A 24,738-nucleotide genomic window follows, 5' to 3' on the forward strand; every position below is an offset into this window, starting at 1 on the left:
GCGGCCGGGGCGGCCGGGGCGGCGGGAGCGGCCGGGGCGGCGGGAGCAGCCTCGGCCTTGGCGGCCTCCTCGGCCCCGGCGTTGAGAAGCTCCTTTTCCCACTCGGCCATCGGCTCTGCGGCCGTGGTGGCGGTGGTCTCACCGGCGGAGCGCGACATCAGACCGTCGGCCACGGCGTCGGCGATCACCCGGGTGAGCAGGGAGACGGACCGGATGGAGTCGTCGTTGCCGGGGATGGCGTAGTCGACCTCATCGGGATCGCAGTTGGTGTCGAGGATCGCCACGATCGGGATGCGCAGCTTGCGCGCCTCGTCGACGCCGAGGTGCTCCTTCTTGGTGTCGACGATCCAGACGGCCTGCGGGGTGCGGGTCATGTCGCGGATGCCGCCCAGGTCCTTGGCCAGCTTGTCCTTCTCGCGGGACAGGCCGAGGAGCTCCTTCTTGGTGAGGCCGGAGCCCTGCACCTTGTCGAAGTCCATCGCCTCCAGCTCCTTCATCCGGGAGATCCGCTTGGAGATGGTCTGGAAGTTGGTGAGCATGCCACCCAGCCAGCGCTGGTTCACGTACGGCATGCCGACCCGGGTGGCCTGCTGGGCGATGGCCTCCTGGGCCTGCTTCTTGGTGCCGACGAACAGCACCTGACCGCCGCGGGCGACGGTCCCCTTGACGAAGGCGTACGCCTTGTCGATGTACTTGAGCGACTGCTGCAGATCGATGATGTAGATGCCGTTGCGCTCGTTGAAGATGAAGCGCTTCATCTTCGGGTTCCAACGACGGGTCTGGTGCCCGAAGTGGACACCGTTCTCGAGCAGCTCGCGGGCAGTCACGACGGCCATGGCCGTTTCCTCCTCGTGGGCGCGCAGAAGCGCCCGACGGTTCTCCGGTACCGACTCTCGGCACCGCCTGATGCAGTCACGTCCTCACCCACAAGGGACCGTACGGGACGCCCGGTCCGCCCACGTCGAGGCGTGGATCCGACCGGCGGGACTGCATGCGAAGTCACCCCGAATGGTTCGAGGTGCTCCGGACAGTCTAGGGCGGCCCCGGGAACGATGCCAGTCGGGCCCGTACGCCCCGCAGCGCGCGGTGCTCCCCGGCGTTGGCCTTCCACTGCGTCGGCCCTCCCCAGCGTCGGCCCTCCACTGCGTCGGTTCTCCGCCACGTCCGTCCACAGGCTGCCCGATCCCGGATCTCTTGTGCACAGATTCGGGGGCCGGCGACGGCGCCCGGCTCGCGCGTCCCAGTCTTCCTGACGTGAGACGACTCCTGCCCCGCGGCCTCGTGCTGGCGCTGCTCGGTTCCCTGCTCGCCGGGGCCGGGCTCCTCACCGGTCCGGCCCGCCCGGCGGCCGCTGTGCCGATCCGGTCGGGCCCTGACGGTGTGCCCGCCGGTGTCCTGCCCGTCCCCGGCCCGTTGCTGCGCCCCTTCAGCCCTCCGCCGGACCCCTGGTTGCCCGGGCACCGCGGGATCGACCTCGCCGCGGCGGTGGGCGCACCCGTGCTCGCGGCCGCAGCCGGGACGATCACGTACGCCGGGGACCTGGCCGGGCGTGGCGTCGTGGTGGTCGACCACGGCGCCACCCGGACGACGTACGAGCCGGTGGACGCCGCGGTCCGGGTCGGGCAGTCGGTCGCCACCGGTGAGGTGCTCGGGACCCTGCAGGCAGGTCACCCGAGCTGCGCCCCGGCGACCTGTCTGCACTGGGGCCTGCGGCGCGGCCAGGAGTACCTGGACCCGCTGCTGCTGCCCGTCGTCCCCGGTGGACCGCCGGTCCGGCTGGTCGGCGCCGACGAGGTGACAACAGCACGCCGGGAGGCGATGGAAAGGGCGATCGCGGCCGCCGGGGCGGCCGGCTCCGGCGCGGTGCCGGCGGCCACCGGTGGGGGTGGCTGGTCGGCGCCTGTCGCCGGGCCGGTGACCTCCCCGTTCGGAATGCGGGTGCACCCCGTCACGGGCGTCCGCAAGCTGCACGACGGCGTGGACCACGGCGCCCCCTGTGGCGCCCCCATCCGGGCGCCACTCGCCGGCACCGTGACCGAGGTGGTCCTGCATCCCGCCTACGGCTGGCGGCTGCGGATCGACCACGGCACCGTCGGCGGGCACCACTTGGTCACCTCGATGAACCACGCCCGAGGGTACGGGGTGGGTGTCGGCGCGACCGTGCAGCGGGGGCAGGTGGTCGGGGCGGTCGGTTCCACCGGTCTGTCGACGGGCTGTCATCTGCACCTGATGGCCTGGCAGGACGGGGTGCTGATCGACCCCACGAGGCTGGGATGAGGCGGGTGGGGCGTGGCGGCCGGGACAGAGCTGCCGGGATGGGACGACGTGGGTCAGGCCCGGGGGTGGGCCTGGCGGAACGCCTGCTGCAGTCGGTCCGCCGTCACGTGGGTGTAGATCTGCGTCGTGGCCAGCGAGGCGTGCCCGAGCATCTCCTGGACGCTGCGCAGATCGGCCCCGCCCTCGAGCAGATGGGTGGCCATGGCGTGGCGCAGCCCGTGGGGGCCGAGGTCGGGTGCACCGGTCACCAGGCCGAGGTGACGATGCACCAGACGCCGGACGACCCGCGGGTCGATCCGGGCCCCGCGGGCACCGAGGAACAGCGCGTGGCCGCTCGAGGCGGCGGCCAGTTCCGGGCGCCGGGCGAGCCAGCCGTCGACGGCGTCCACGGCAGGCCGACCCATCGGCACCATCCGGTCCTTGTCCCCCTTGCCATGGACGCGTACCAGTCGCCGGTCACGGTCGAGCGAGGTCGTGTCGAGGTCGCAGAGTTCCGAGACGCGCAATCCGGCCCCGTACAGCATCTCGAGGACGGCGACATCGCGCAGGCCCAGTGGACCGGGCTGCTCGGCCGCCCGGAGCCGAGCCTCGTCCATCAGGGCGGCGGCCTGTTGCTGGTCGAGGGTGACGGGCAACGGCCGGGCCGCCTTCGGCGACGCCAGCCGCAGGCTCGGATCGACCGGCACCAGCCCGTCGCGGCGGGCCCAGGCGAAGAAACCCCGGACGGCCGAGGCCCGCCGGCTCAGGGTCCCGCGGGACGCACCGGTGGCCTGCTGGGCGGCGAGCCAGCCGCGCAGATCGGCAATCGTGATCTCGGCAGGGGTGACGACCCCGTGCACGGCGACATGCCCGAAGAGCTCGGTCAGGTCACCGAGGTAGGCGCGGACGGTGTTGGCCGCGACGTGGCGTTCCCCCTCGAGATGGCTGCGATAGGCCCTGAGGGCGGCCTGCAGGTCAGCGGGCAGTCGCTGCGCAGGCTCACCGCCGCTGCCTGTCCCCATGCACCGCACCTTCCGCCGGGTCACGTTCCGGTGCAAGCGTGCCACGCCGACACGCCTAGAGTGGGGTCCGCAATCTTCAGAAACGCCCCTCCGAGAGACAGGACGCAGCATGACGAGCCTCGGCGAGCTCACCACTGGCGGCACGGTCCGCCCCATCACCCGCTGGGGGACGCCGGTGATGCACGCCCCGACCCGACCGGTGACCGAGTTCAACGACGAGCTGCGGACGCTGGTGCGCGACATGTTCGCCACCATGGAGGCGGCGCAGGGCGTCGGCCTGGCGGCGACCCAGGTGGGGATCGACCTGGCGGTTTTCGTGTACGACTGCCCGGACGGCGACAACCACTCGCAGGTGGGCGTGGTCTGCAATCCCGTGGTCGAGCTGCCCGAGGGCCGCGACCGGGTGCTGGAGTCCGCCGATGAAGGCTGCCTGTCGCTGCCCGGCGGGTATGCGCCACTCGCCCGGACCGACCACTCGATCTGCCGCGGACAGGACGCCGACGGCAACCCGATCGAGATCCACGGCACCGGGCTGCTGGCGCGGTGCCTGCAGCACGAGACCGACCATCTCCACGGCATGGTGTTCGGCGACCGGTTGTCGACCCGGACACGCAAGAAGCTCTACCAGGCCCACGACGCACTGGCCCACCTCTACCCGGAGGACTGGCCCGTCACCCCGAAGCGCACCTCGGCCTGACCAGATCGTCTCTGACGTACGGCCTGCTCGAATCGTCCCCGACGTACGACGGGGCCCCGGCCGGTCAGCCGACCGCCGACCCGATGGCGGCGGCTCGGGTCTGCCCGAAGCGACTCCGCCCCACCCGAAGCGACTCCGGCCTACCCGACAGCGACTCCGCTCCGCCCGGCGGGGCCCAGGGCGTAGCAGGCCACGGCCGAGGCCGCCGCGACGTTGAGCGAGTCGATGCCGTGACCCATCGGGATGCGGACGACAATGTCGGCCTGCTCCATCCAGCGCCGGGACAGCCCGCCGCCCTCGGTCCCGAGCAGGATCGCGACCTTCCGGTCCGCAGCCAGCCCCCGCGCGACGTCCGGCAGCGGTCGTGAGTCGTCGCTGAGAGCCATCGCCAGGGTGAGGTATCCGGCGTCCCGCAGAGTCGGGACCGCGTCGGCCCAGGACTCGATCCGGGCCCACGGCAGGGAGAACACCGCCCCCATCGACACCTTGACGGCGCGCCGGTAGAGGGGATCCGCTGCCCGGGGAGCGAGCAGGCAGCCGTCCCAGCCCATCCCCGCCGCCGAGCGCAGGATGGCGCCGACGTTCGTGTGGTCGACGATGTCCTCGCACACCACCAGGCGTTGCAGACCGAGCAGGTCTGCCATCGCCCGGCCGGACTGTCGCCGCATCGACCCCAGTGCACCGCGGTGCACGTGGAACCCGGTGATCTCTTCGGCCATCTGTTCGGTGACGACGTAGATCGGCACGCCCGGATGCTGGCCGAGGACGTCGGACAGTGAGTCGATCCAGCGAGGCGCGAGCAGGAACGACCGCGGCGGGTAGCCCGCCTCGAGCGCCCGGCGGATCACCTTCTCCCCCTCGGCGATGAACAGTCCGTGCTCGGCCTCGAGCGAGCGGCGCAGCGAGACGTCGCGCAGCCGGACGTAGTCGGCGACGCGGTCGTCGTGGGGATCGGTGATCGTGATCAGGGTGAGCGCTGAGGTTGACATCCCTCCCAGTCTGCCCCGTGATCACCGCCGGACGAGGACGCGTCCTGCGGGTGGCCGTCCCGACCGGAGGTCAGCACCGCCGATCCGGACAGTGATCAGGACCGATGAGCAGCACCGGTGACCCAGGACCGGTGGCCCAGGACCGGTCCGCACCACGCGCCCGACCGGGTGGCCCAGGACCGCTGACCAGGACTGATCTGTGCCGCGCTCAGGACCGACGCGGGCGGAGCACCATCCAGAACGTCCAGACGGCCAGGATCGCCACCAGCCAGGGCAGCCACCAGGTGGCGGGGGCGACGGCCGACACCACGGCTGCGATGGCGCAGCCGGCGGCGCAGGCCAAGGCGCGGCGGTCGCGCTGGAGCAGCTCGATCGTCAGCGCGAGGATCACCCCGGTGATCCACAGCGCCCACATGTTCAGGTAGAACCAGTCCTGCAGATGCATCGACATCTAGCGTGCCCTCGCAGTGAATCGCCCCTGGCTCATGATCAGCCGCAGGGGCAGGTCGAACGTCTCGCTCATCAGCGGCTCGGTGAGCACCTCGCGGGCCGGGCCGCTGGCGACGATCCGTCCCTTCTTCAGCAGCATGGCGTGGGTGATGCCCGGCGGGATCTCCTCCACATGGTGGGTCACCATGACGCTGGCGGGTGCCGCCGGGTCGGCGGCGAGGTGGCCCAGCAGGGTCACCAGCTTCTCCCTGCCGCCGAGGTCGAGCCCGGAGGCCGGCTCGTCGAGCAGGAGCAGCTCCGGGTCGACCATCAGGCCACGGGCGATCTCGACGCGCTTGCGCTCCCCCGAGCTGAGCGTGCCGAACGTACGGTCCCGCAGCGCCAGCATCCCGAACCGGTCGAGCAGGGCGTCGGCCCGCTCGTGGTCGAAGCTCTCGTACTCCTCATGCCAGCGTCCGACCACCGCGTACGCCGCGGACACCACCAGGTCGTGGACCGTCTCACCGCGCGGCACGCGTTCCTGGAAGGTCTGGGAGACCAGGCCGATGCGCGGGCGCAGGTCGAAGATGTTCACCGCCCCGAGCACCTCGTCGAGGACCCCGGCCATCCCGGTGGTCGGGTAGAGGTCGCCGGTCAGCAGCCGCAGCAGGGTGGTCTTGCCGGCGCCGTTGGCGCCGAGGACCACCCAGCGGTCCGACTCCCCGACCTGCCAGTTGATGCCCTCGAGCATCACGGTGTCTCCCCGCCTGACACTCACATCGACCAGATCCACCACAGCGACCATGGCCCTGAACCTACATGCCCGAGCCGCGCCCCGCGCACCTGGCTCGCCGCACGGGCGGGCCCCTTTCCCTACCCACCGCTCCCGGTCGCGACCGCCGTTCCCGGTGACCCGCCGGACCGGTCGACCGCTCGCGCGGACGCCGCAGACGTTCGCCCAGCGGGCGCCGTAGCCGTGCGCCCGACAAGTGCCGTTCACCCCACGGTCGGCGGCGCAGACGTACAGCCGGCGGGCGCAGCAGGCGCGCGCTCGCACGCCCACGACGTGCAGCGGTCAGGCACCGGTGACGTACGGTTGACGACGTGACCTTGCTCGCCGCGATCCGCCTGGTGACGTATCTGAACGTGCTGCGCCACGGATCGTCTCCGGCGGCAGATGCCGGGCGCTCGGTGCCGAGCGTCGAGGTGGCCGCCCGGACCGTCCGGGGCGCCGATGCCGCGCACCACGTCAGCGACCCCGATGCGCTGCTCGGGCTGACCGACGAGGGATCGAGCCCCCTCGACGAGGCCATGCGCGCCGCCCTGGTCCACTGCCCGGAGGACTGGATCCTCGCCCTGCCGCGTCCCGGCAGACTCGGCCCGCTGCGTGGCCCAATGCCATTGACCCGGGCGGCGCTGGCGGCCGGTGCCGCGGTGATCCCCCGCGCCGGCGGTGCGGCCTGGGTCCCCGTCCGAGTGGGGCCCGCCATCCAGTGGCAGATCCTGCCCGCCGAGCGTCCCTTCTCACCGGTCTCCTCGGTCGAGGCGGAACACGCCCTCACCGAGGCGATGCACGCGGCCACCCGTGAACTGGACCAGCTGGGCATGGCCTCCGGTCGCCGACCCGAGGGCGACGGCCCGGTGCTCCCCCCGGACTACCCGAGTCGTCAGCGCCAGGCGGCCGCCCGGGCGCTCCGGCTGGTCGAGGCCTGCGAGGCCGGGCTGGCCGACGAGTCCGGCCTGCTGCACGCCCATGCGGTCGAGGTCCGGGCCCGGGCACTGCGGGCCCTGCTCAACGCGGCCCTGGACAACCTGGAAGCCTCCTGCGCCTGGCCACCGTCCTGAACCCACGCGACCGCCCGCACCCGACCGGGTGCCTCGCTCGACCCGGGTGCCGCCCGACCCGGGTGCCTCGCCGGTCCGATGGCCCGGCCACGGCCCCGGCACCCGGACCACCTGCAGAAATGACGACTCCGGCCGCCCCGCAGCGAGCGGGACGGCCGGAGGATGCAATGACCGGACGGATCAGGCGCCGGTCGCGTGCAGCCCACCGTCGACGTGGATGACCTCACCGGTGGTCATCGGGAACCAGTCGGACAGCAGCGCGACCACGGCCTTGGCGGTGGCCGTCGCGTCGGTGGGATCCCAACCGAGCGGTGCCCGGTCCGCCCAAACGTCGTTGAACTCGGACCCGCCGGGGATGGCCTTCTTGGCGAGGGTGTCGATCGGGCCCGCCGAGACCATGTTGGTCCGGATGCCGTCCGCACCGACGTAGCGGGCCATGTAACGGCTCGCGGCCTCGAGGGCGGCCTTGGCGACGCCCATCCAGTCGTACGTGGGCCAGGCGACGGAGCCGTCGAAGGTGAGGCCGACGACGCTGGCCGGGCCGGTGATCAGCGGCTTGCAGGCGCGGACCAGCGAGACCAGCGAGTAGGAGGAGGTCTGCAGGGCGGTCGCGACGTCGTCCCAGCCGGTGGTCATGAAGCCACCGCCGAGGGCGGTCTGCGGGTTCGCGTACGCGATGGCGTGCACGATGCCGTCGATCCGGTCGACGTGCTCACGCAGGACATCGGCGAGACCGTCGAGCTGTTCGGCATCGGTGGCGTTGAGCTCCAGCACCGGCGGCACCGGGTCGAGCTTCTGGACGACGCGGCGGGTGAGGCTCATCGCGCGCCCGAAGTTGGAGACGATCACCGTCGCCCCCTCCGCCTGGGCGATCTCCGCCACCTTGTAGGCGATGGAGGTGTTCATCGTCACGCCGGTGACGAGGATGTTCTTGCCCTCGAGGATTCCCATGCTGTGCTCCTTCTGCTGTGGCTCAGTGACCCATGCCGAGGCCACCGTCGACGGGCAGCACGGCACCGGAGATGTAACCCGCCGCGTCGGCCGCCAGGAAGGCGACGGCGTTGGCGATGTCGTCGACCTCACCGAGGTGGCCGACCGGGATCTGCCCGCTGTACTTCGCGACCAGGTCCTCACCCAGCCCCGCCGTCATGTCGGTGCGGATGAAACCGGGGGCGACGACATTGGCCGTCACGCCGCGGGAGCCGAGCTCCCGCGCGACCGAGCGGGCCATCCCGATCAGGCCCGACTTCGAGGCGGCGTAGTTGACCTGCCCGGCGCTGCCGATCAGGCCGACCACCGACGAGATCAGCACGATCCGCCCGAACCGGGCCTTCATCATGCCGCGGGCGGCCCGGCGGACGACGCGGAAGGTCCCGGTGAGATTGGTGTCGATGACCGCGTCCCAGTCGTCGTCCCGCATCCGCATCAGCAGCGTGTCGCGGGTGATGCCGGCGTTGGCCACCAGCACCTCGACGGGGCCCAGCTCCTTCTCCACGGTGGCGAAGGCAGCCTCGACCTGCTCCTGGTCAGTGATGTCGCAGGGCACGCCGAGGACGCCCTCCGGCACTTCCCCGCTGCGCGACGTCGCGGCGACGCGGTAACCCTCGGCGACCAGGCGGGCGGCGATGGCGCGCCCGATGCCGCGATTGCCGCCCGTGACGAGGGCGACGCGGCCCACGGCGGGGGCCTCAGATGCAGTGCTCACCGGCCACACGCTAGCAGCAGGGGCGCGGGCGGCCGGTCGACGCCCGTCCGTCCGGGACGCGGCCGGCGGCGCGTACGGACCCCCACGCGGCGGCGTTCCGGCCCGCTGCGTACGACCCTCGACGGCCGGTTCCGCGGCCGTATAGTGGCCGGGTGGCAAGGTCAGCGGGCCGACGGCCGGGGAAGCACCATCCCCCGCTGATCACCAGCGCCCCACGCAACCCCGAGGAAGATCTCAACCGTCGTCAGATGGAATACCTGGCGATGATGTCGTTGCGGGTGATCTGCTTCATCGCTGCGGTCTTCCTGCACGGGGTGTGGCGATGGATCGCCGTGGCCGGCGCCGCCTTCCTGCCCGCCATCGCCGTCGTCATCGCCAACGCGGTGGACCTGCGCCTCAACAAGGGCCAGCAGCTGCCGGACGTGCCGCCCGAGGAACCCGGGCACGCGGCGCTGGAGGGTCCCGACGCCGCGCCGCCGGTGATCATCCCCGGCGAGTCCGAACCCGCCCCCGGCTCCGACCAGGACAACAAGGACGACAAGGGCACGGACTCCCCCGACGCGGGGGCTCCCGGGAAGTGATCAGCCCCCGATCGCCGACATCGGCCGGTCGGGCTGCAGGAAGCTGGGGTCGTTGATCCCGTGGCCGGGATGCTTGCCGGCGACCGCCCGGGCCCACTGCTCGGCGATCTCCTCGTCGCCGGCGCCCGCGCGCAACGCCGAGCGCAGGTCGTCCTCGGTGCGGGAGAACAGGCAGTTGCGGACCTGGCCGTCGGCGGTCAGCCGGACCCGGTCGCAGGCCCCGCAGAACGGCCGCGACACCGACGCGATGATGCCCACCAACTGCTCGGTGTCCCCGACGCGGAACAGCTCCGAGGGGGCGCTGCCCCGGGCCCGTCCCTCGGCGGCGACCGGGTGCAGCGCATGTCCCGCCAGGGACGCGAGGACCTCGTCGGCGGTGACCATCCGGTCGCGGCGCCACCCGTGCTGGGCGTCCAGCGGCATCTGCTCGATGAACCGCAGCTCGACGCCCTCCCGTCCGGCCCATTCGACCAGAGCCGGCGCCTCGTCGTCGTTGATGCCCCGCATCAGCACCGAGTTGATCTTCACCGGTTCCAGGCCCGCCTGCTTCGCCGCGCGGATCCCGCTGAGGACGTCGGCATGGCGCCGGCGGCGGGTCAGAGTGCGGAAACGCTCCGGGTCGAGGGTGTCGAGCGAGACGTTGATCCGGTCCAGGCCGGCGGCCCGCAGATCCTCGGCCCGCGAGGCGAGACCGATCCCGTTGGTGGTCAGCGCGATGACGGGGCGCGGCGACAGCTCCGCGATCGCGGCGATGATCAGCGACAGGTCCCGGCGCAGCAATGGCTCACCGCCGGTGAGCCGTACGCTGCTGATCCCGAGCCGCTCCACCCCGATCCGGACCAGGCGGACGAGCTCCTCGTTGGTGAGCAGCCGGTCGTCCGGCATCCAGTCCAGCCCCTCGGGCGGCATGCAATAGGTGCATCGCAGGTTGCAGCGGTCGGTGAGGGACACCCGGAGGTCTGTGGCGACCCGCCCGTAGGCGTCCGCCAGCGGCAGGATGGTCCGTACGTTCCCGTGCCGAGGCATGAGTGGAGTGTAGGCCAGACCCCCCAGGGGTGAGCCACCCCCGTCGACGACTCCCCGGAACGCCATGCCATGATCGAGACACACCGACCCGGCTGGAGGAGAACGATGACGGAGGAGTGGGCGAGCCTCAAGGATTGGATCGACATCCTGGCCCATCACATCGACACCGATGACTTCGAGTTGAGCAAGGACGACATCCTGACCATCCTCGACCTCGCCCGCGACGCGTCGCACCAGGTGGAACGTGCCGCGTCCCCGCTCACCCTGTTCCTGGTCGGTGTGGCGGTCGGCCGGGGCGGGAGCCTGGGCAAGGTCGCGGCGCAGACGACCGCCCTGGTGCTCAGCCTCGACGACCGTACGGCCGAGACCGACGAGTCGGCCGACGGCGATGCCGACGCCGCGGACCTCGACGCCGATCTGCAGTAGTCCTGAGCCTGCCGGTCTGCACTACCCCTGAGCCCGTCGGTCTGCACCAGTCCTGAGACTCTGCAGAGCCTCCCGGGCTGCCCGGCAGGTCCCTCAGCGTCATGCCACGGGACGCGGGGCGGCCGCGTCGGTGGGCACGGCTACTCTCGGGGGGTGGGCACGTACTGGAAGCGCTGGGTCGCACTGGTCATCTTCGCCGTCGTCCTGGTGACCGCCTTCATCCAGCTCGGCGACTGGCAGCTGCGCCGACTGGCCGAGAAGCGTGCGCGCAACGCGACGATCGTCGCCCAGCAACAGGAGCCGGTGGCGTCCTTCGACGAGGTGTTCGGCCGCGAGATCACGGCCGACAAGCAGTACCGGAAGGTACGGGTGGAGGGCACCTTCGACCCGGCTCACCAGGTGCAGGTGCGCTACCGCACCAACAACGGCGACACCGGCTACGAGGTGGTCGTGCCACTGCAGACCGCCTCCGGCGGGTGGGTCCTGGTCGATCGTGGCTTCGCACCGCGGCCGTCGAACGGGCCGCTGCCCGCCGCCTCCGCGATCCCCGCCCCACCGACCGGCCCGGTGACCGTGGAGGGCTACGTCAGCGCCGACGAGCCCGGGCCGCAGAACGCCATCGTGCCGACCGAGGGCTCGACCCGGCTGGTCAACCCGGCAGCCATCGCCACCTGGTCGGGGCGCCCGCTGGTCGACGGCTACCTCAATGCCACCTCGATCACCCCGGCCCCGTCCGACGGCCTTGTCCCGGTGGCCCTTCCCGAACTGAGTGAGGGGCCGCACCTCTCCTACGCCATCCAGTGGTTCTGCTTCGCGGCGATCGGCATCGGCGGCACGTTCATCCTGATCGGCAAGGACGCCCGCGAGATCGTCACCGGCCGGCGGAAGCGCCGCACGAAGGCCGCCGATGACGTGGCCGCAGACGGCGCGGTCGACAGCACGGGCGACGACAGCGCAGAGCTCACCGGTGCCCGGGACGCCGGAGCGACGAGCACCGACGGGGCGGACGCCGACCGGACCGCCACCAGCGGGACGGTCACCGGCCGGCCGGCCACCGACAGAGCGGCACCGCCGGCGGTCGGACGGCCCGTCTCCGACACCACCCGCTGAGGCCCGCTGTGCTGGCCGACGTCGCCGACCTGCTGCTCTGCCCGCAGTGTCGGGCTGCGGATGTGCACGGCCTGGCACTGCAGGGACGTACGGTGCGCTGCCCGCGTGGGCACAGCTTCGACCTCGCGAAGCAGGGCTACGTCAATCTGTTGCCGGGTGGGGTCCCGCGGCACGCCGACACCGCCGGGATGGTGGCGGCGCGCGAACGGTTCCTCGGGTCGGGGGCGTACGCCCCGATCCGAGAGGCGGTGCGTACGGCGGCCCGGCAACCGTCACCGGACGTGTCGGCCGGATCGTTGACGATGCTGGAGGCCGGTGCCGGCACCGGCTACTACCTCGCCGGCTGTCTCACCGACCGGGACCGCGGTCTCGCCCTGGACATCTCCCCCGCCGCCGCCCGACGGGCTGCCCGGGCCCACCCCCGGATCGGCGCCGTCGTCGCCGACACCTGGGCCGGTCTGCCCGTCCGCACCGGCAGCATCGACGTGCTGCTGGCGGTCTTCGCGCCGCGCAACCCGGCGGAGTTCGCCCGGGTCCTCGCCCCGCACGGCCGGGCGCTCGTGGTCGCCCCCCTGCCCGACCACCTCGCCGGGCTGCGCTCCACCCTTGGTCTGCTCGACATCGAGGAGGACAAGGAGGCCCACCTGCTGGCGCGGATGTCCGGACATCTGGTCGCGGCCGACAGCACGGACATCCGCTTCACGCTGCGGCTCACGCCCGCGGCGGTGGCCGATCTGGTCGGGATGGGCCCGAATGCGTTCCACCGGCGCTCCGAGCAGCGGGCCGGAGCCGCCGAGGGGCCGGATCCTGCGGCCGGCGCACCGTCCGAGGTCGAGGTGGCCGTACGACTCTGGGAGTTCACCCGGGCCTGAACAGCACGGCACAAGCCCGGACTGCACAGCACAGGCGGGACCCATCAGCCCGATCGGAGGCCTTCCCGAGGCGGCCGACCGGACCGAGCCCGCTCAGACTGTGGCGGAGCCGGCGCGGTGGTCCGGCTCGGCGAACTGGGTGCGGTAGAGCTCGGCGTACGTCCCGTCGAGGCCCAGCAGTTCGGCGTGAGTGCCCCGCTCGACGATCCGTCCGTCCTCGACCACGAGGATCTCGTCGGCGTTGCGGATCGTGGACAGCCGGTGGGCCACCACCAGGCTCGTCCGGTGTTCCATCGCCGCGTCGAGGGCACGCTGCACCGCGGCCTCGGAGTCGGAGTCGAGGTGGGCCGTGGCCTCGTCGAGGACGACGATGGGGGGCGCCTTGAGCAGCAGCCGGGCGATGGCCAGCCGCTGGCGTTCGCCGCCGGAGAGGCGGTAGCCGCGCTCCCCCACCAGGGTGTCGAGGCCGTCGGGGAGCTGGCGGACCAGGTCGGCGATGTGGGCCGCCTCGAGCACCTGCCACAGCTCGGCGTCGGTCGCCGTCGGGCGGGCGTAGCGCAGGTTCTCCCGGACGGTGTCGTGGAACATGTGGGCGTCCTGGGTGACGTAGCCCACGGCGTCCTGCAGGGCGGCGATGCGCAGGTCACGCACGTCGGTGCCGCCGATCCGGACCGCTCCCCCGGTCACGTCGTACAACCGGGCGATCAGGTGGGTCAGGGTGGTCTTACCGGACCCCGAGTGCCCGACGACGGCGGTGGTGCTGCCCGGAGCCACCCGGAAGCTGATCCCCTTCAGCACCGGCTCGCCCGGCGTGTGCTCCGGCACGGCGACCGACTCCAACGAGGCGAGCGAGACCTCCTCCGCCCGCGGGTAGGCGAACCGGACGTCGTCGAACTCCACCGAGGCCTCACCACTGAGCGGGACGGCGCCCGGCTTCTCGGCGATCGCCGGGCGCAGGTCGAGGATCTCGAAGACCCGCTCGAAGGAGACCAGGGCCCCCATCACATCGATCCGGATGTTCGTCAGCGCGGTCAGCGGACCGTAGAGCTGGGTCAACAGCCCGGCCAACGCGGTGAGGGTGCCGACGGTCAGGGCACCGTCGACCGCCATCAGGCCGCCGACGCCGTACACCAGCGCGGTGGCGAGCGCCGCGACAAGGGTCAGCGAGGTGATGAAGAACCGCCCGTTCATCGCCATCGCCACCGACACATCACGGACGTCGGCCGCCCGGGCGGCGAACCGGTCGTGTTCCTCGGTGGGGCGCCCGAACAGCTTGACCAGCAGCGCACCGGAAACGGAGAACCGCTCGGTCATCGTCGCGGACATCTCGGCGTTGTCGCTCATCTGCTGGCGGGTGAGATCGGCCAGCTTGCGCCCGACCATCCGCGCCGGGATGACGAAGACAGGCAGTAGGACCAGCGCCCCGACCGTCAACTGCCAGCTCAGCGCGAGCATGGCGGCCAGGGTGAGGATCAACCCGAAGATGTTCGACACCGCTCCCGAGAGGGTGGAGGTGAACGCCCGCTGGGCCCCGATGACGTCGGAGTTCAGCCGGGAGACCAGCTTGCCGGTCTGGGTCCGGGTGAAGAACGCGATCGGCATGCCGGAGACATGGTCGAAGACAGCCGTACGCAGGTTGTAGATCAGGCCCTCGCCGATCTTCGAGGAACACCAGCGCTGCAGCAGCCCGACGACCGCATTGGTGACGGCGATGCCCGCCACCACCAGGGCCATCGTCACCACGACCTGCCGGTCGCGGCCGAGCACGCCGCGGTCGATGATCTCCCGGAACAGCAGCGGTGGCGCCACCGCGAGGCCGGCCTGGACGATGACGACCGCGACGAACACGCCGATCAGGCCCCAGAACGGCCGTGCGTACGCCACCACGCGCCGGAACGTGCCCTTCGACAGCTTCTGGTCACCGAGTGGACCACCCTTGGTCATCTGCCGCATGACGTGGATGGGGGACGACATGCTCACCGGTGCCCGGACTTCTTCGGCTTCTTGCGGGACTTCTTCTTGCCGCCCGCCGCCTTCTTTCCGGCGAAGGACGCACCGGGCGCGCCCGTGCCGTCATGGTCGGGGCTCGCCTCGCGCTTGCGACGGGCGGTGGCCGCCGCCAGCGCCTTCTCGCGGGCCTTGGGCTTCCTCTTCACCAGCACCTTGAGCGGCGGCGTGGGCAGGCCCCAGTCGGTCAGCGGCGGCGGGGACCAATCCAGGTCACGGGTCCCGTCCTGGCCGGTCGGGACCGTGCCCGAGGCCGGCTCGACGCGAGCAATGCCCACAGAAGCCTCGACACCGGCGATGCCCGAAGCCGACTCGACACCGGCGATGCCTGATGCCAACTCCAGGCCGTCGATATCCGTGGCCAACTCGACACCGTCGGCTCCCGAAGCCGACTCCACGCCGGCGGTGCCGGTGACCGGCACCACGCCGACGGCCCCGACCATCGGCGGGAGGACAGCGGGCTCGGGAACAGGCATGCCGGGGGCCGATCCGTCGGGCATCGGGGACGGCGTAGGCCGGCCGCGGCGCAGCGCGACCCCGGCCTCCCTCAGCAGCCCTTCGACGAATGCCTCGGGACGTCCGGCGGCCGCGGCGAGGGCCTCGACGGTCTCTCCCGCGCGGTACCGCCGCACGAACGCGAGCATCAGCCGCTCGCGCTCCTCGCCCGTCATGCGCGACCCCTTGGCGCCCGGTACCATTCCGTCTCCCGCCTCGTCAGACCAGACGCCCATGCTAGCAGCGAGCCCCAGTACGGCCCGGGGTCGCGGGCCCGCCCTCCTCGGCCCGCATCGGACCCCGTCGGTGTCACACGAAGCGGTCGGGCGTCGAGGGCGTCGGTGGCGTGCATCGGGCACCGGACGACGGATGACGCAGACCGGATGACGGCGGATGGCGTACGGCGGCGTACCGCACGACCAGATGACGCACGACCGGATGGCGTACGGCGGCGTACCGGTCGGCCGGATCAGGCCAGCGAGATCAGCTCGGCGTACTCGGGGCTCCACAGGTCCTCGTCACCGTCGGGCAGCAACAGCACCCGGTCCGGTTCGAGCGCCTCGACCGCCCCTTCGTCGTGGGTGACCAGCACGATCGCCCCGGCGTAGGTGTTGATCGCGTTCAGCACCTCGGCCCGGGAGGCGGGGTCGAGGTTGTTGGTCGGCTCGTCGAGCAGCAGGACGTTGGCCGCGGAGACCACCAGCATCGCCAGGGCCAGGCGGGTCTTCTCGCCGCCGGACAGCACCCCGGCCCGCTTCTCGACGTCGTCACCGGTGAACAGGAACGACCCGAGGATCTTGCGCACCTCGGTGTTGTTCAGGTCCGGGGAGGCGGAGACCATGTTCTCCAGCACGGTCCGGGACACGTCGATGGTCTCGTGCTCCTGCGCATAGTAGCCGACGCGGGCGCCGTGGCCGAGGATCACCTCGCCGGTGTCGGGCTCCTCGAGCCCGGCCAGCATCCGCAGCAGGGTGGTCTTGCCGGCGCCGTTGAGACCGAGGATGACGACCTGGGAGCCCTTGTCGATGGCCAGGTCGACGCCGGTGAAGACCTCCAGGGAGCCGTACGACTTGGACAGGTTCTCGGCGCGGATCGGGGTCTTGCCGCAGGGCGCCGGCTCCGGGAAACGGATCTTCGCCACCCGGTCGGACTGCCGTTCCTCCTCCAGACCGGCCAGCAGCTTCTCGGCGCGCCGGGCCATGTTCTGCGCGGCGACGGCCTTCGTCGCCTTGGCCCGCATCTTGTCGGCCTGCGCCATCAGCTGGTCGGCCTTGCGCTCGGCGTTGTGTCGCTCGCGCTTGCGGCGGGCCTCGTCGGCGGCCCGCTGGGTCAGGTAGCGCTTCCAGTCCATCGCATAGACGTCGAGGACGGCCCGGTTGGCGTCGAGATGGAAGACCTTGTTGACCGTCGCGCCGAGCAGGTCGGTGTCGTGGGAGATCATCAGCAGCGCGCCGGAATAGCTCTGCAGGAAGCCGCGCAGCCAGACGATGGAGTCTGCGTCGAGATGGTTGGTCGGCTCGTCGAGCAGCAGGGTGTCGGCGTTGGAGAACAGGATGCGGGCCAGCTCGACACGCCGGCGCTGACCGCCGGAGAGGGTCTTCAGCTGCTGGCCGAGCACCCGGTCGGGCAGCGCCAGGTTCGCCGCGATCCGGTGCGCCTCCGACTCTGCCGCGTAGCCGCCGGCAGTGAGGAACTGGGTCTCGGTCTTCGCGTACGTGGCCATCGCCGCGTCGCGGACGTCGTCCTCGGTCGCCTCGGCCATCGCCACCTCGGCCGCCTTCATCCGGCGCAGGATGTGGTCGAGCCCGCGGGCGCCGAGGATGCGGTCACGGACCAGCTCCTCGGGGTCACCGGAGCGCGGGTCCTGAGGAAGGTAGCCGATCTGGCCGGTGCGCTGGATCTCTCCGCCCGCGGGCAGCGAGTCGCCGGCCAGGATCTTCGTCATCGTGGTCTTGCCGGCGCCGTTGCGGCCGACCAGACCGATTTTGTCGCCCGGCGTGACCTGGAAGGAGACGGGCTCGAGGAGAAGACGGGCTCCGGCACGGACTTCGAGATCGCGGGCTATCAGCACCGCGCCATCCTATGCCCGTCCGCCAGGGTTCCCCGCCTCGCGCCGACGCCCACCGGGGTGGAGCAGTTCCCGGCGGCTCGCCGGCAGGTCACTCCCCAGCCGGACCGACCAGGCCCCCACCATGAACAACAGCGTGCCGAGGGTGGCGGCGGGCGCCTGCGGGTGCAGCATCATCCCGTTGCGTCGGATGACCTCCAGACCGATGAAGAGCAGGATCGTGCCGTAGAACGCCAGGCGTCCCGACTGGCGCTGGCCCAGCGGTGGGATGAGCGAGCGTTCGACCCGGCCGATCAGCGGCACCAGGAGGACCAACAGCGGGACGGAGACCAGCCAGTACATCGGCGTGGTGAGCAGGTACGGGACCGGGTGCCCCACCACCAGGCTCGGCACCAGCAGGATCGCCACCGCCAGCGCGATGATCGGGATGTGCCACAGGTAGATCGTCATGGCCAGCGCGTTGACCACCCCGAGCACCTTCTGGAGTCCGGCGACGCGGCGCAGTCGCTCGCCGAAATACCGCTCGGACAGCGCGAGCAGGGCGAACTCGGCGAGTGCGAGCAGGGCCATCGGGGTGGTGGGCGGCAACAGGTTGGAGGTGTCCTGGTCGCCCACTCCGACGGCGGCGCGTGGGTACGGGGCCAGGTACAGCAGGGCGACGATCCCCACGGCGGCGGCGACGAAAGTGATCACACTGCGGCGTACGGGCCCGCGGTGCAGCCAGCCGCGCGCGTAGCCGATGCCCAACTGGTGCGCGAACAGCCAGACGAACTGCTGGTTGAGGTCCCGGATCTCCGCGTTCCGGGTGAGCATGCCGGCGGCGTCCACCAGCAGGCACAGGGCCAGCAGGACGATCGGGACCCGCAGGCCCCAGCGGTCGTGGGCCCGGACCATCAGCGGGGCGACCAGCACGATGACCAGGTACGCGGAGATGAACCACAGCACCTGGGTGGCCATCCGGCTCAGGTACAGCGCCGTGGCCAGGTGCCCGGTCCAGCCCAGGACGGTCGCGGTGATCGTCACGAAGCCGATGTAGACCGTCAGCGGCCCGATCAGCCGATGGGCCCGCTCGGCGAGGTAGCCGCCGTACGTACGGCCCTCCCGGACGACCCGGTCGACGACCTGGGTGTTGGCGAAGCCTCCGGCGACGAAGAACAGCGGCATCACCTGGAGGAACCAGCTGCCCACCCACCCGGCCGGCCCGACCGAGCGCATCGTCAGGGTGAGGTGGGGCGCCCGATCGGGCGCCATCGTCAGGACGAGCTGGAAGTACGACAGGTGGAACCAGACGACGATCAGGATGGCCAACGCCCGCGCCAGATCCACTGGGACGTTACGCGGCCGCCGGTCGGTCATCTCTCTCCTGTCAGGTCAGACGTTGAAACCCATCGCCCGCAGCTGGTCGCGGCCGTCGTCGGTGATCTTCGCGGCCGTCCACGGCGGCATCCACACCCAGTTGATGTGCAGGCCGTTGACCAACCCCTCCAGGGCAGCGTCCGCCTGGTCCTCGATCATATCGGTCAGGGGGCACGCGGCACTGGTCAGTGTCATGTCGACGACGACGCTGGAGTCCTCCTCCACGTGCACCCCGTAGATCAGGCCCAGGTCGACGACGTTGATGCCGAGTTCGGGGTCGACGACGTCCTTCAGCGCCTCGAGCACCTCGTCCTCTGACAACCGGGAAGCCCCGGAGGCCCCGATCGTGGCGGGGGCGTCGCCCATGAGTTCGCGGTCCCGCACCATGTCTGCGGGGCGCTCGACGTATTCGGTCATGCCAGGTCCTCCTTCGGGGCGGGGGCTGTGGTGGCGGGTCCGGTCGTGGCGGCTGGGCCCGTGTCGGGTGCGGTCGTCGCAGCTGCCACGGTGGCGGGTCCGGTCGTGGCGGATCCGGTCGTGGACGTGGCCCGCATCAGGGCGTCCCGCAGCGCCGACCAGCTGAGCAGTGCGCACTTGACCCGGGCCGGGAACCGGGACACCCCGGCGAAGGCGATGCCGTCCTCGAACTCGTCCTCGTCGGGCTCGATCCGGCCCTGCGACTCCATCATCTCCTTGAAGTGTGCGTACAACACCTGTGAGGCCTCGACGCTGCGCCCGATCACCAGATCGGTCATCACGGAGGTGGACGCCTGGGAGATCGAGCAGCCCTCGCCGTCGTACGACACGTCGGCGATGGTGTCGCCGTCGAGGGCGACCCGCAGGGTGATCTCGTCACCGCAGCTCGGGTTGACGTGGTGCACCTCGGCGGCGTACGGATCGCGCAGGCCGCTGTGGTGCTTCTCCTTGTAGTGGTCCAGGATGATCTCCTGGTACATCTCCTCGACGTTCATCCGGCCCTCCTGCGGCGACCGTGCGTCGACGTCCGGGGACGGGTGAAGAAGTCCCGCGTGTAGTCGAGGGCCTCCGCCAGCGCATCCACCTCCGCCTCGGTGGTGTACAGATAGAACGACGCCCGGGTCGAGGACTGCACCCCGAACCGGTCGTGCAACGGCCGGGCGCAGTGATGCCCACCGCGGACGGCGACGCCACGGGAGTCGAGCATCGTCATCACGTCGTGCGGATGGACGCCCTCGAGGCTGAACGAGATCGCACCGCCCCGGTCGACCGCCTCGGTCGGCCCGAGGATCCGCAGCCCCTGCACGTCGGCCAGCCGGCCGAGGGCGTACGCGGTGATCCGCTGCTCGTGGGCGGCGATCCGGTCCATCCCGATGCCGTTCAGGTAGTCGATCGCGGCCGCCAGCATCACCGTCTCGGCGATCGGCGGGGTGCCCGCCTCGAACCGGTACGGCGGCGGGGCGTACGTCGACCCCTCCATCCGGACAACCTCGATCATCTCGCCGCCACCGAGGAACGGCGGCAGCTGCTCGAGCAGGTCGTAGCGGCCCCACAGCACGCCCAGACCGGTCGGGCCGACCATCTTGTGGCCGGTGAAGGCGACCAGATCAGCCTCCCACCCGGCGACGTCGGTCGGCATCTGCGGCACCGACTGGGACGCATCGACGACGAGCACGGCGCCGACGGCGTGCGCCATCCGGGCGATCGTGACCACCGGGTTGATGGTGCCGAGCACGTTCGACTGGCGGGTGATCGCGACGACCTTGGTGCGTTCGTTGACCAGGCCCTCGGCCTCGGCCTTCACCAGGTCGAGGCGGCCCTCCTCGGTCACGTCGAACCAGCGCAGGGTGGCACCGGTGCGCTGGCAGACGAGCTGCCACGGCACGATGTCGGAGTGGTGCTCCATCACGGAGATCACCACCTCGTCGCCGGGACCGAGACGGGACCCGAGGGTGTGCGCGGCAAGGTTGAGTGCCTCGGACGCGTTCTTGGTGAAGATCACCTCGCGGGCCTCGGCGGCCCCGATGAAGGTGGCGATCTTCGCCCGCGCGCCCTCGTACGCCGCCGTCGCCTCCGCGCCGAGCATGTGCATGGCACGGGCCACGTTGGCGTTGTGGTGGGCGTAGAAGTCGGTCAGCGCCTCGATCACCTGGCGGGGCTTCTGCGAGGTGTTCGCCGAGTCCAGGTAGACCAGCGGGTGGTCGCCGACGGTGCGCGCCAGGGCCGGGAAGTCCCGGCGTACGGCATCGACGTCGTACCCGTCGACCACCGCACCGCCGGTGGACATCAGGGTGTCAGGCATCGACGCGGGCCGCCTTCACGTACTTGTCGTAGCCTTCCGCCTCCAGCTCCTCGGCCAGCTCGGGGCCGCCCTGGGTGATCATGTGGCCGTCGACGAAGACATGCACGACGTCAGGCTTGATGTAGCGCAGGATCCGCGTGTAGTGGGTGATCAGCAGCACGCCGCGGTCGCCCTGCCCGACGAACCGGTTGACGCCCTCGGAGACGACCCGCAGGGCGTCGATGTCGAGGCCGGAGTCGGTCTCGTCGAGGATCGCGACCTTCGGGTTGAGCAGCTCCAGCTGGGCGATCTCGTGGCGCTTCTTCTCACCGCCGGAGAAGCCCTCGTTGACCGACCGCTGCGCGAAGCTGGGGTCGAGGTCCATCCGGCCCAGCGCCTCGGTGACCTGCTTGGTCCAGGTGCGGATCTTCGGCGCCTGACCGTCGACGGCGGTCTTGGCGGTGCGCAGGAAGTTGGCGACGGAGACACCGGGCACCTCGACGGGGTACTGCATGGCGAGGAACAGGCCGGCCCGGGCCCGCTCGTCGGTGGTCATCGCGAGGATGTCCGCACCGTCGAGGGTGACGGTGCCGGCCGTGACGGTGTACTTCGGGTGCCCGGCCAGCGTGTAGGCCAGGGTCGACTTGCCGGAGCCGTTCGGGCCCATGATCGCGTGCGTCTGGCCGGAGCGGATAGTGAGGTCGACGCCCTTGAGGATGGGCTTCGGGCCGTTGTCGGTCTCCACCTGGACGTGCAGGTCGTGGATCTCGAGGGTTGCCATGGGTGGGTTCTCCTGTGTGGGAATGAAGTCGGGACGAGGGGGTCGATCAGGCGGGGACGTCGACCGGGTTGTGCATGTCGATCAGGGGCTGGGGGCCGATCAGGCGGTGGGCGCCGAGGCCGGGTCGGCACCGACGGTGGCCGAGAGCTCCTCGGTGACGGCGGCCAGCAGGCGCTGCTCGATGTCGGGGACGCCGATCTTGTTGATGATCTCGGTGAAGAAACCGAACACCACCAGGCGTCGTGCCTCCGCCTCCGGGATCCCCCGGCTCTGCAGGTAGAACAGGTGCTCGTCGTCGAACCGGCCGGTGGTGGCGGAGTGCCCGGCGCCGCCGATCTCGCCGGTCTCGATCTCCAGGTTCGGCACGGCGTCGGCGCGGCAGCCATCGGTGAGGACCAGGTTGCGGTCCGACTCGTACGTGTCGATGCCCTCGGCCGTCTTGCGGATCAGCACGTCACCGATCCAGACGGTGTGGGCGTCCTTGCCCTGCAGCGCCCCGCGGTAGTCCACCCGGGAGACCGACTTGGGGGTGGCGTGGTCGACCAGCAGGCGGTGCTCGAGGTGCTGGCCGGCGTCGGCGAAGTAGATGCCGTACTGGTGCAGCTCGCCGCCCACCCCGGCGTAGTCGGTGGTCTGGGTGAGCCGGACCAGGTCGCCGCCGAGGGTGGCGGTGACGGCCCGCACCGAGGCGTCCCGGCCGACCTGCACCGAGGTCTGCCCCGTGTGCACGGCGTCCTCGTCCCACAGCTGCAGCTCCACGAGGTTGACCGTGGCGCCCTCGCCGACCAGGACGGACACGTACGCGTCGTACGTCGCCGAGCCGAAATGCTCCAGGGCGATGGTCGCCGTGGCGTGGTGGCCGACCGTGATGACGACGTGCTCGTGGACGACGGTGTCGGCGCCCTCTCCGGTGAGGGTGAGGATGACCGGCTCGGCCGACTCGGTCTCCGCCGGGATGTCGACCCGGACGGCACCGTCGGCGTTCGCCGCCGCGAGGACCGCGAGCCGGTCCATCGGGGCGCGACCGCCCAGGGCCCGGGCCTCCGCACTGCTGATCCGGGTGAGGGTGACCCCCTGGGGCAGGCTGGTCTCCCAGCGCAGCCGGTCGCCGGTGGCACCGGCTTCCAGCAGGCCCCGCAGCCGCTTCAGCGGCGTGAACCGCCAGATCTCCTCGCGCCCCCGGGGGACGGGGAAGTCAGCGACGTCCCAGGACGGAGTGGCGTGCAGGTGGGAGGCGATCTTCGGCAGGCTGGGGATGCGCTGGGCAGGGGCCACGGCACCGGTGGACGGCGCGGTGGACAGGCCTGGGGTGGAAGCGGTATCGACGGACAACGGGGTCACTTTCTCGGGTCGTACGGGTGGGGCGGCGGGGTCCGGGATCAGCCGACGGCCCCCTCCATCTGCATCTCGATCAGGCGGTTGAGCTCGAGGGCGTACTCCATCGGGAGCTCCTTGGCGATCGGCTCGACGAAGCCGCGCACGATCATCGCCATCGCCTCGTCCTCGGCCATGCCGCGCGACATCAGGTAGAACAGCTGGTCCTCGGAGACCTTCGAGACGGTGGCCTCATGGGCCATCGACACCTCGTCCTCGCGGATGTCGACGTACGGGTAGGTGTCGGAGCGGGAGATGGTGTCGACCAGCAGGGCGTCGCAGCGCACCGACGACTTCGAGTTGTACGCGCCCTCCTCGACCTGGACCAGGCCGCGGTACGAGGACCGACCACCACCCCGGGCGACCGACTTCGAGACGATCGAGCTGGAGGTGTTGGGGGCCAGGTGCACCATCTTCGAGCCGGGGTCCTGGTGCTGCCCTTCGCCGGCGAAGGCGATCGACAGGGTCTCGCCGCGGGCGTGTTCACCCATCAGGTAGACCGCCGGGTACTTCATCGTCACCTTGGATCCGATGTTGCCGTCGATCCACTCCATCGTCGCACCCTCCTCGCAGACGGCGCGCTTGGTGACGAGGTTGTAGACGTTGTTCGACCAGTTCTGGATCGTCGTGTAGCGCACCCGGGCGTTCTTCTTGACGATGATCTCGACGACCGCGGAGTGCAGCGAGTCGGACTTGTAGATCGGGGCGGTGCAGCCCTCGACGTAGTGCACGTACGAGCCCTCGTCGGCGATGATCAGCGTCCGCTCGAACTGGCCCATGTTCTCGGTGTTGATCCGGAAGTAGGCCTGCAGCGGGATCTCGACATGCACGCCCTTGGGCACGTAGATGAACGAGCCGCCCGACCACACGGCGGTGTTCAGCGAGGCGAACTTGTTGTCGCCGGCCGGGATGACGGTGCCGAAGTACTCCTGGAAGATCTCCGGGTGCTCCTTGAGGCCGGTGTCGGTGTCCAGGAAGATGACACCCTGGCGCTCCAGCTCCTCGTTGATCTTGTGGTAGACGACCTCGGACTCGTACTGCGCGGCGACACCGGCCACCAGCCGGGCCTTCTCGGCCTCGGGGATGCCCAGCTTGTCGTAGGTGTTCTTGATGTCCGCCGGCAGATCCTCCCAGGACTGGGCCTGCTTCTCGGTGGAGCGGACGAAGTACTTGATGTTGTCGAAGTCGATGTCGTCGAGCCCGGCACCCCAGGTCGGCATCGGCTTGCGCTCGAACAGCTTCAGCGCCTTGAGCCGGCGCTGCAGCATCCACTCCGGCTCGTGCTTGAGCCCGGAGATGTTGCCCACGACGGCAGGGTTGAGCCCGCGCTGGGCGGAGGCACCCGCCTCGTCACGGTCGTGCCAGCCGTACTCGTAGTGGCTGAGCGCATCGATCTGCTCGGCCTGCGTGAGCTGCGGCTCGTTGGTCACCTGCGTCATCGG

General features: G+C 71.0%; 25 protein-coding genes. 7 read left to right on the top strand and 18 right to left on the bottom strand.

Annotated features, from left to right (window positions below; genetic code table 11):
- A partial coding sequence (gene rpsB / locus VB059_RS05245) for a 30S ribosomal protein S2 (protein WP_323420970.1) occupies positions 1–836 on the bottom strand: 836 nt, incomplete at its 3' end.
- A 418-nt stretch (positions 837–1,254) separates the two neighbouring features.
- Here rpsB and VB059_RS05250 point away from each other — a divergent pair.
- Positions 1,255–2,277 (top strand): peptidoglycan DD-metalloendopeptidase family protein, encoded by a 1,023-nt coding sequence (locus tag VB059_RS05250; protein ID WP_323420971.1) that lies wholly within the window; start codon positions 1,255–1,257, stop codon positions 2,275–2,277.
- Positions 2,278–2,330: 53 nt separating this feature from the next.
- On the opposite strand, the gene VB059_RS05255 is transcribed toward VB059_RS05250, so the two are convergent.
- Complete coding sequence (locus VB059_RS05255; protein WP_323420972.1) at positions 2,331–3,278, bottom strand: tyrosine recombinase XerC; 948 nt, start codon at positions 3,276–3,278, stop codon at positions 2,331–2,333.
- A gap of 109 nt (positions 3,279–3,387) precedes the next feature.
- On the opposite strand from VB059_RS05255, the gene def reads away from it, so the two are divergent.
- Complete coding sequence (gene def, locus VB059_RS05260) at positions 3,388–3,975, top strand: peptide deformylase (protein ID WP_416339503.1); 588 nt, start codon at positions 3,388–3,390, stop codon at positions 3,973–3,975.
- 140 nt (positions 3,976–4,115) lie between these two features.
- Here def and VB059_RS05265 read toward each other — a convergent pair whose 3' ends face one another.
- The 3 genes from VB059_RS05265 to VB059_RS05275 all read right to left on the bottom strand — a co-directional run bounded on the left by VB059_RS05265 (position 4,116) and on the right by VB059_RS05275 (position 6,198).
- On the bottom strand, positions 4,116–4,964 hold the full coding sequence (locus VB059_RS05265; RefSeq protein WP_323420973.1) for an RNA methyltransferase: 849 nt from the start codon (positions 4,962–4,964) through the stop codon (positions 4,116–4,118).
- 208 nt (positions 4,965–5,172) lie between these two features.
- Positions 5,173–5,415, bottom strand: a complete 243-nt coding sequence (locus VB059_RS05270; RefSeq protein WP_323420974.1) for a hypothetical protein — start codon at positions 5,413–5,415, stop codon at positions 5,173–5,175.
- On the bottom strand, positions 5,416–6,198 hold the full coding sequence (locus VB059_RS05275) for an ABC transporter ATP-binding protein (protein WP_323420975.1): 783 nt from the start codon (positions 6,196–6,198) through the stop codon (positions 5,416–5,418). It lies immediately after the preceding gene.
- A 299-nt stretch (positions 6,199–6,497) separates the two neighbouring features.
- On the opposite strand from VB059_RS05275, the gene VB059_RS05280 reads away from it, so the two are divergent.
- A complete protein-coding gene (locus tag VB059_RS05280; protein WP_323420976.1) occupies positions 6,498–7,238 on the top strand; it encodes a hypothetical protein in 741 nt (246 codons plus the stop codon).
- Positions 7,239–7,418: 180 nt separating this feature from the next.
- Here the strand turns inward: VB059_RS05280 and fabI are convergent, their stop codons facing one another.
- On the bottom strand, positions 7,419–8,189 hold the full coding sequence (gene fabI, locus VB059_RS05285; RefSeq protein ID WP_323420977.1) for an enoyl-ACP reductase FabI: 771 nt from the start codon (positions 8,187–8,189) through the stop codon (positions 7,419–7,421).
- A gap of 22 nt (positions 8,190–8,211) precedes the next feature.
- Entirely contained in the window at positions 8,212–8,943 is a 732-nt protein-coding gene (gene fabG, locus VB059_RS05290) for a 3-oxoacyl-[acyl-carrier-protein] reductase (protein WP_323420978.1), read from the bottom strand.
- 152 nt (positions 8,944–9,095) lie between these two features.
- Between fabG and VB059_RS05295 the strand changes: the two genes are divergently transcribed.
- A complete protein-coding gene (locus VB059_RS05295) occupies positions 9,096–9,524 on the top strand; it encodes a DUF3099 domain-containing protein (protein ID WP_323420979.1) in 429 nt (142 codons plus the stop codon).
- Here VB059_RS05295 and moaA read toward each other — a convergent pair whose 3' ends face one another.
- The gene (gene moaA, locus VB059_RS05300) at positions 9,525–10,550 is read right to left on the bottom strand and encodes a GTP 3',8-cyclase MoaA (protein ID WP_323420980.1); all 1,026 of its coding nucleotides are present in this window, start codon (positions 10,548–10,550) and stop codon (positions 9,525–9,527) included. It lies immediately after the preceding gene.
- A gap of 105 nt (positions 10,551–10,655) precedes the next feature.
- Between moaA and VB059_RS05305 the strand changes: the two genes are divergently transcribed.
- From VB059_RS05305 to VB059_RS05315, 3 genes are all read left to right on the top strand, one after another.
- Entirely contained in the window at positions 10,656–10,976 is a 321-nt protein-coding gene (locus VB059_RS05305) for a DUF6457 domain-containing protein (RefSeq protein ID WP_323420981.1), read from the top strand.
- 153 nt (positions 10,977–11,129) lie between these two features.
- Entirely contained in the window at positions 11,130–12,086 is a 957-nt protein-coding gene (locus tag VB059_RS05310) for an SURF1 family protein (protein WP_323420982.1), read from the top strand.
- A gap of 8 nt (positions 12,087–12,094) precedes the next feature.
- Positions 12,095–12,958, top strand: a complete 864-nt coding sequence (locus tag VB059_RS05315; protein ID WP_323420983.1) for a putative RNA methyltransferase — start codon at positions 12,095–12,097, stop codon at positions 12,956–12,958.
- A gap of 93 nt (positions 12,959–13,051) precedes the next feature.
- On the opposite strand, the gene VB059_RS05320 is transcribed toward VB059_RS05315, so the two are convergent.
- The 10 genes from VB059_RS05320 to sufB form a co-directional block, all read right to left on the bottom strand.
- Positions 13,052–14,932 (bottom strand): ABC transporter ATP-binding protein, encoded by a 1,881-nt coding sequence (locus VB059_RS05320; RefSeq protein WP_323421021.1) that lies wholly within the window; start codon positions 14,930–14,932, stop codon positions 13,052–13,054.
- 2 nt (positions 14,933–14,934) lie between these two features.
- Positions 14,935–15,696 (bottom strand): helix-turn-helix domain-containing protein, encoded by a 762-nt coding sequence (locus VB059_RS05325; RefSeq protein WP_323420984.1) that lies wholly within the window; start codon positions 15,694–15,696, stop codon positions 14,935–14,937.
- Between the two features lie 233 nt (positions 15,697–15,929).
- Positions 15,930–17,531, bottom strand: coding sequence for a ribosomal protection-like ABC-F family protein (abc-f, locus tag VB059_RS05330; RefSeq protein WP_323420985.1), 1,602 nt, complete (start codon positions 17,529–17,531; stop codon positions 15,930–15,932).
- A 9-nt stretch (positions 17,532–17,540) separates the two neighbouring features.
- Positions 17,541–18,884, bottom strand: coding sequence for an acyltransferase (locus VB059_RS05335; protein ID WP_323420986.1), 1,344 nt, complete (start codon positions 18,882–18,884; stop codon positions 17,541–17,543).
- 15 nt (positions 18,885–18,899) lie between these two features.
- Positions 18,900–19,250, bottom strand: coding sequence for a metal-sulfur cluster assembly factor (locus tag VB059_RS05340; RefSeq protein WP_323421022.1), 351 nt, complete (start codon positions 19,248–19,250; stop codon positions 18,900–18,902).
- Positions 19,251–19,297: 47 nt separating this feature from the next.
- Positions 19,298–19,855: a Fe-S cluster assembly sulfur transfer protein SufU gene (gene sufU / locus VB059_RS05345; RefSeq protein ID WP_416339504.1), complete on the bottom strand. Its 558-nt coding sequence runs from the start codon at positions 19,853–19,855 to the stop codon at positions 19,298–19,300.
- A complete protein-coding gene (locus tag VB059_RS05350) occupies positions 19,852–21,162 on the bottom strand; it encodes a cysteine desulfurase (protein ID WP_323420987.1) in 1,311 nt (436 codons plus the stop codon). Before VB059_RS05350 ends, sufU begins: the two co-directional genes overlap by 4 nt.
- Entirely contained in the window at positions 21,155–21,922 is a 768-nt protein-coding gene (gene sufC, locus VB059_RS05355) for a Fe-S cluster assembly ATPase SufC (RefSeq protein ID WP_323420988.1), read from the bottom strand. Before sufC ends, VB059_RS05350 begins: the two co-directional genes overlap by 8 nt.
- A gap of 99 nt (positions 21,923–22,021) precedes the next feature.
- Positions 22,022–23,197, bottom strand: a complete 1,176-nt coding sequence (gene sufD, locus VB059_RS05360; protein ID WP_323420989.1) for a Fe-S cluster assembly protein SufD — start codon at positions 23,195–23,197, stop codon at positions 22,022–22,024.
- A gap of 104 nt (positions 23,198–23,301) precedes the next feature.
- Positions 23,302–24,735, bottom strand: a complete 1,434-nt coding sequence (gene sufB / locus VB059_RS05365; RefSeq protein ID WP_323420990.1) for a Fe-S cluster assembly protein SufB — start codon at positions 24,733–24,735, stop codon at positions 23,302–23,304.
- Between the last annotated feature and the right edge of the window lie 3 nt (positions 24,736–24,738).

It is taken from the genome of Raineyella sp. (assembly GCF_034933565.1).
Taxonomy (GTDB): domain Bacteria; phylum Actinomycetota; class Actinomycetes; order Propionibacteriales; family Propionibacteriaceae; genus Raineyella.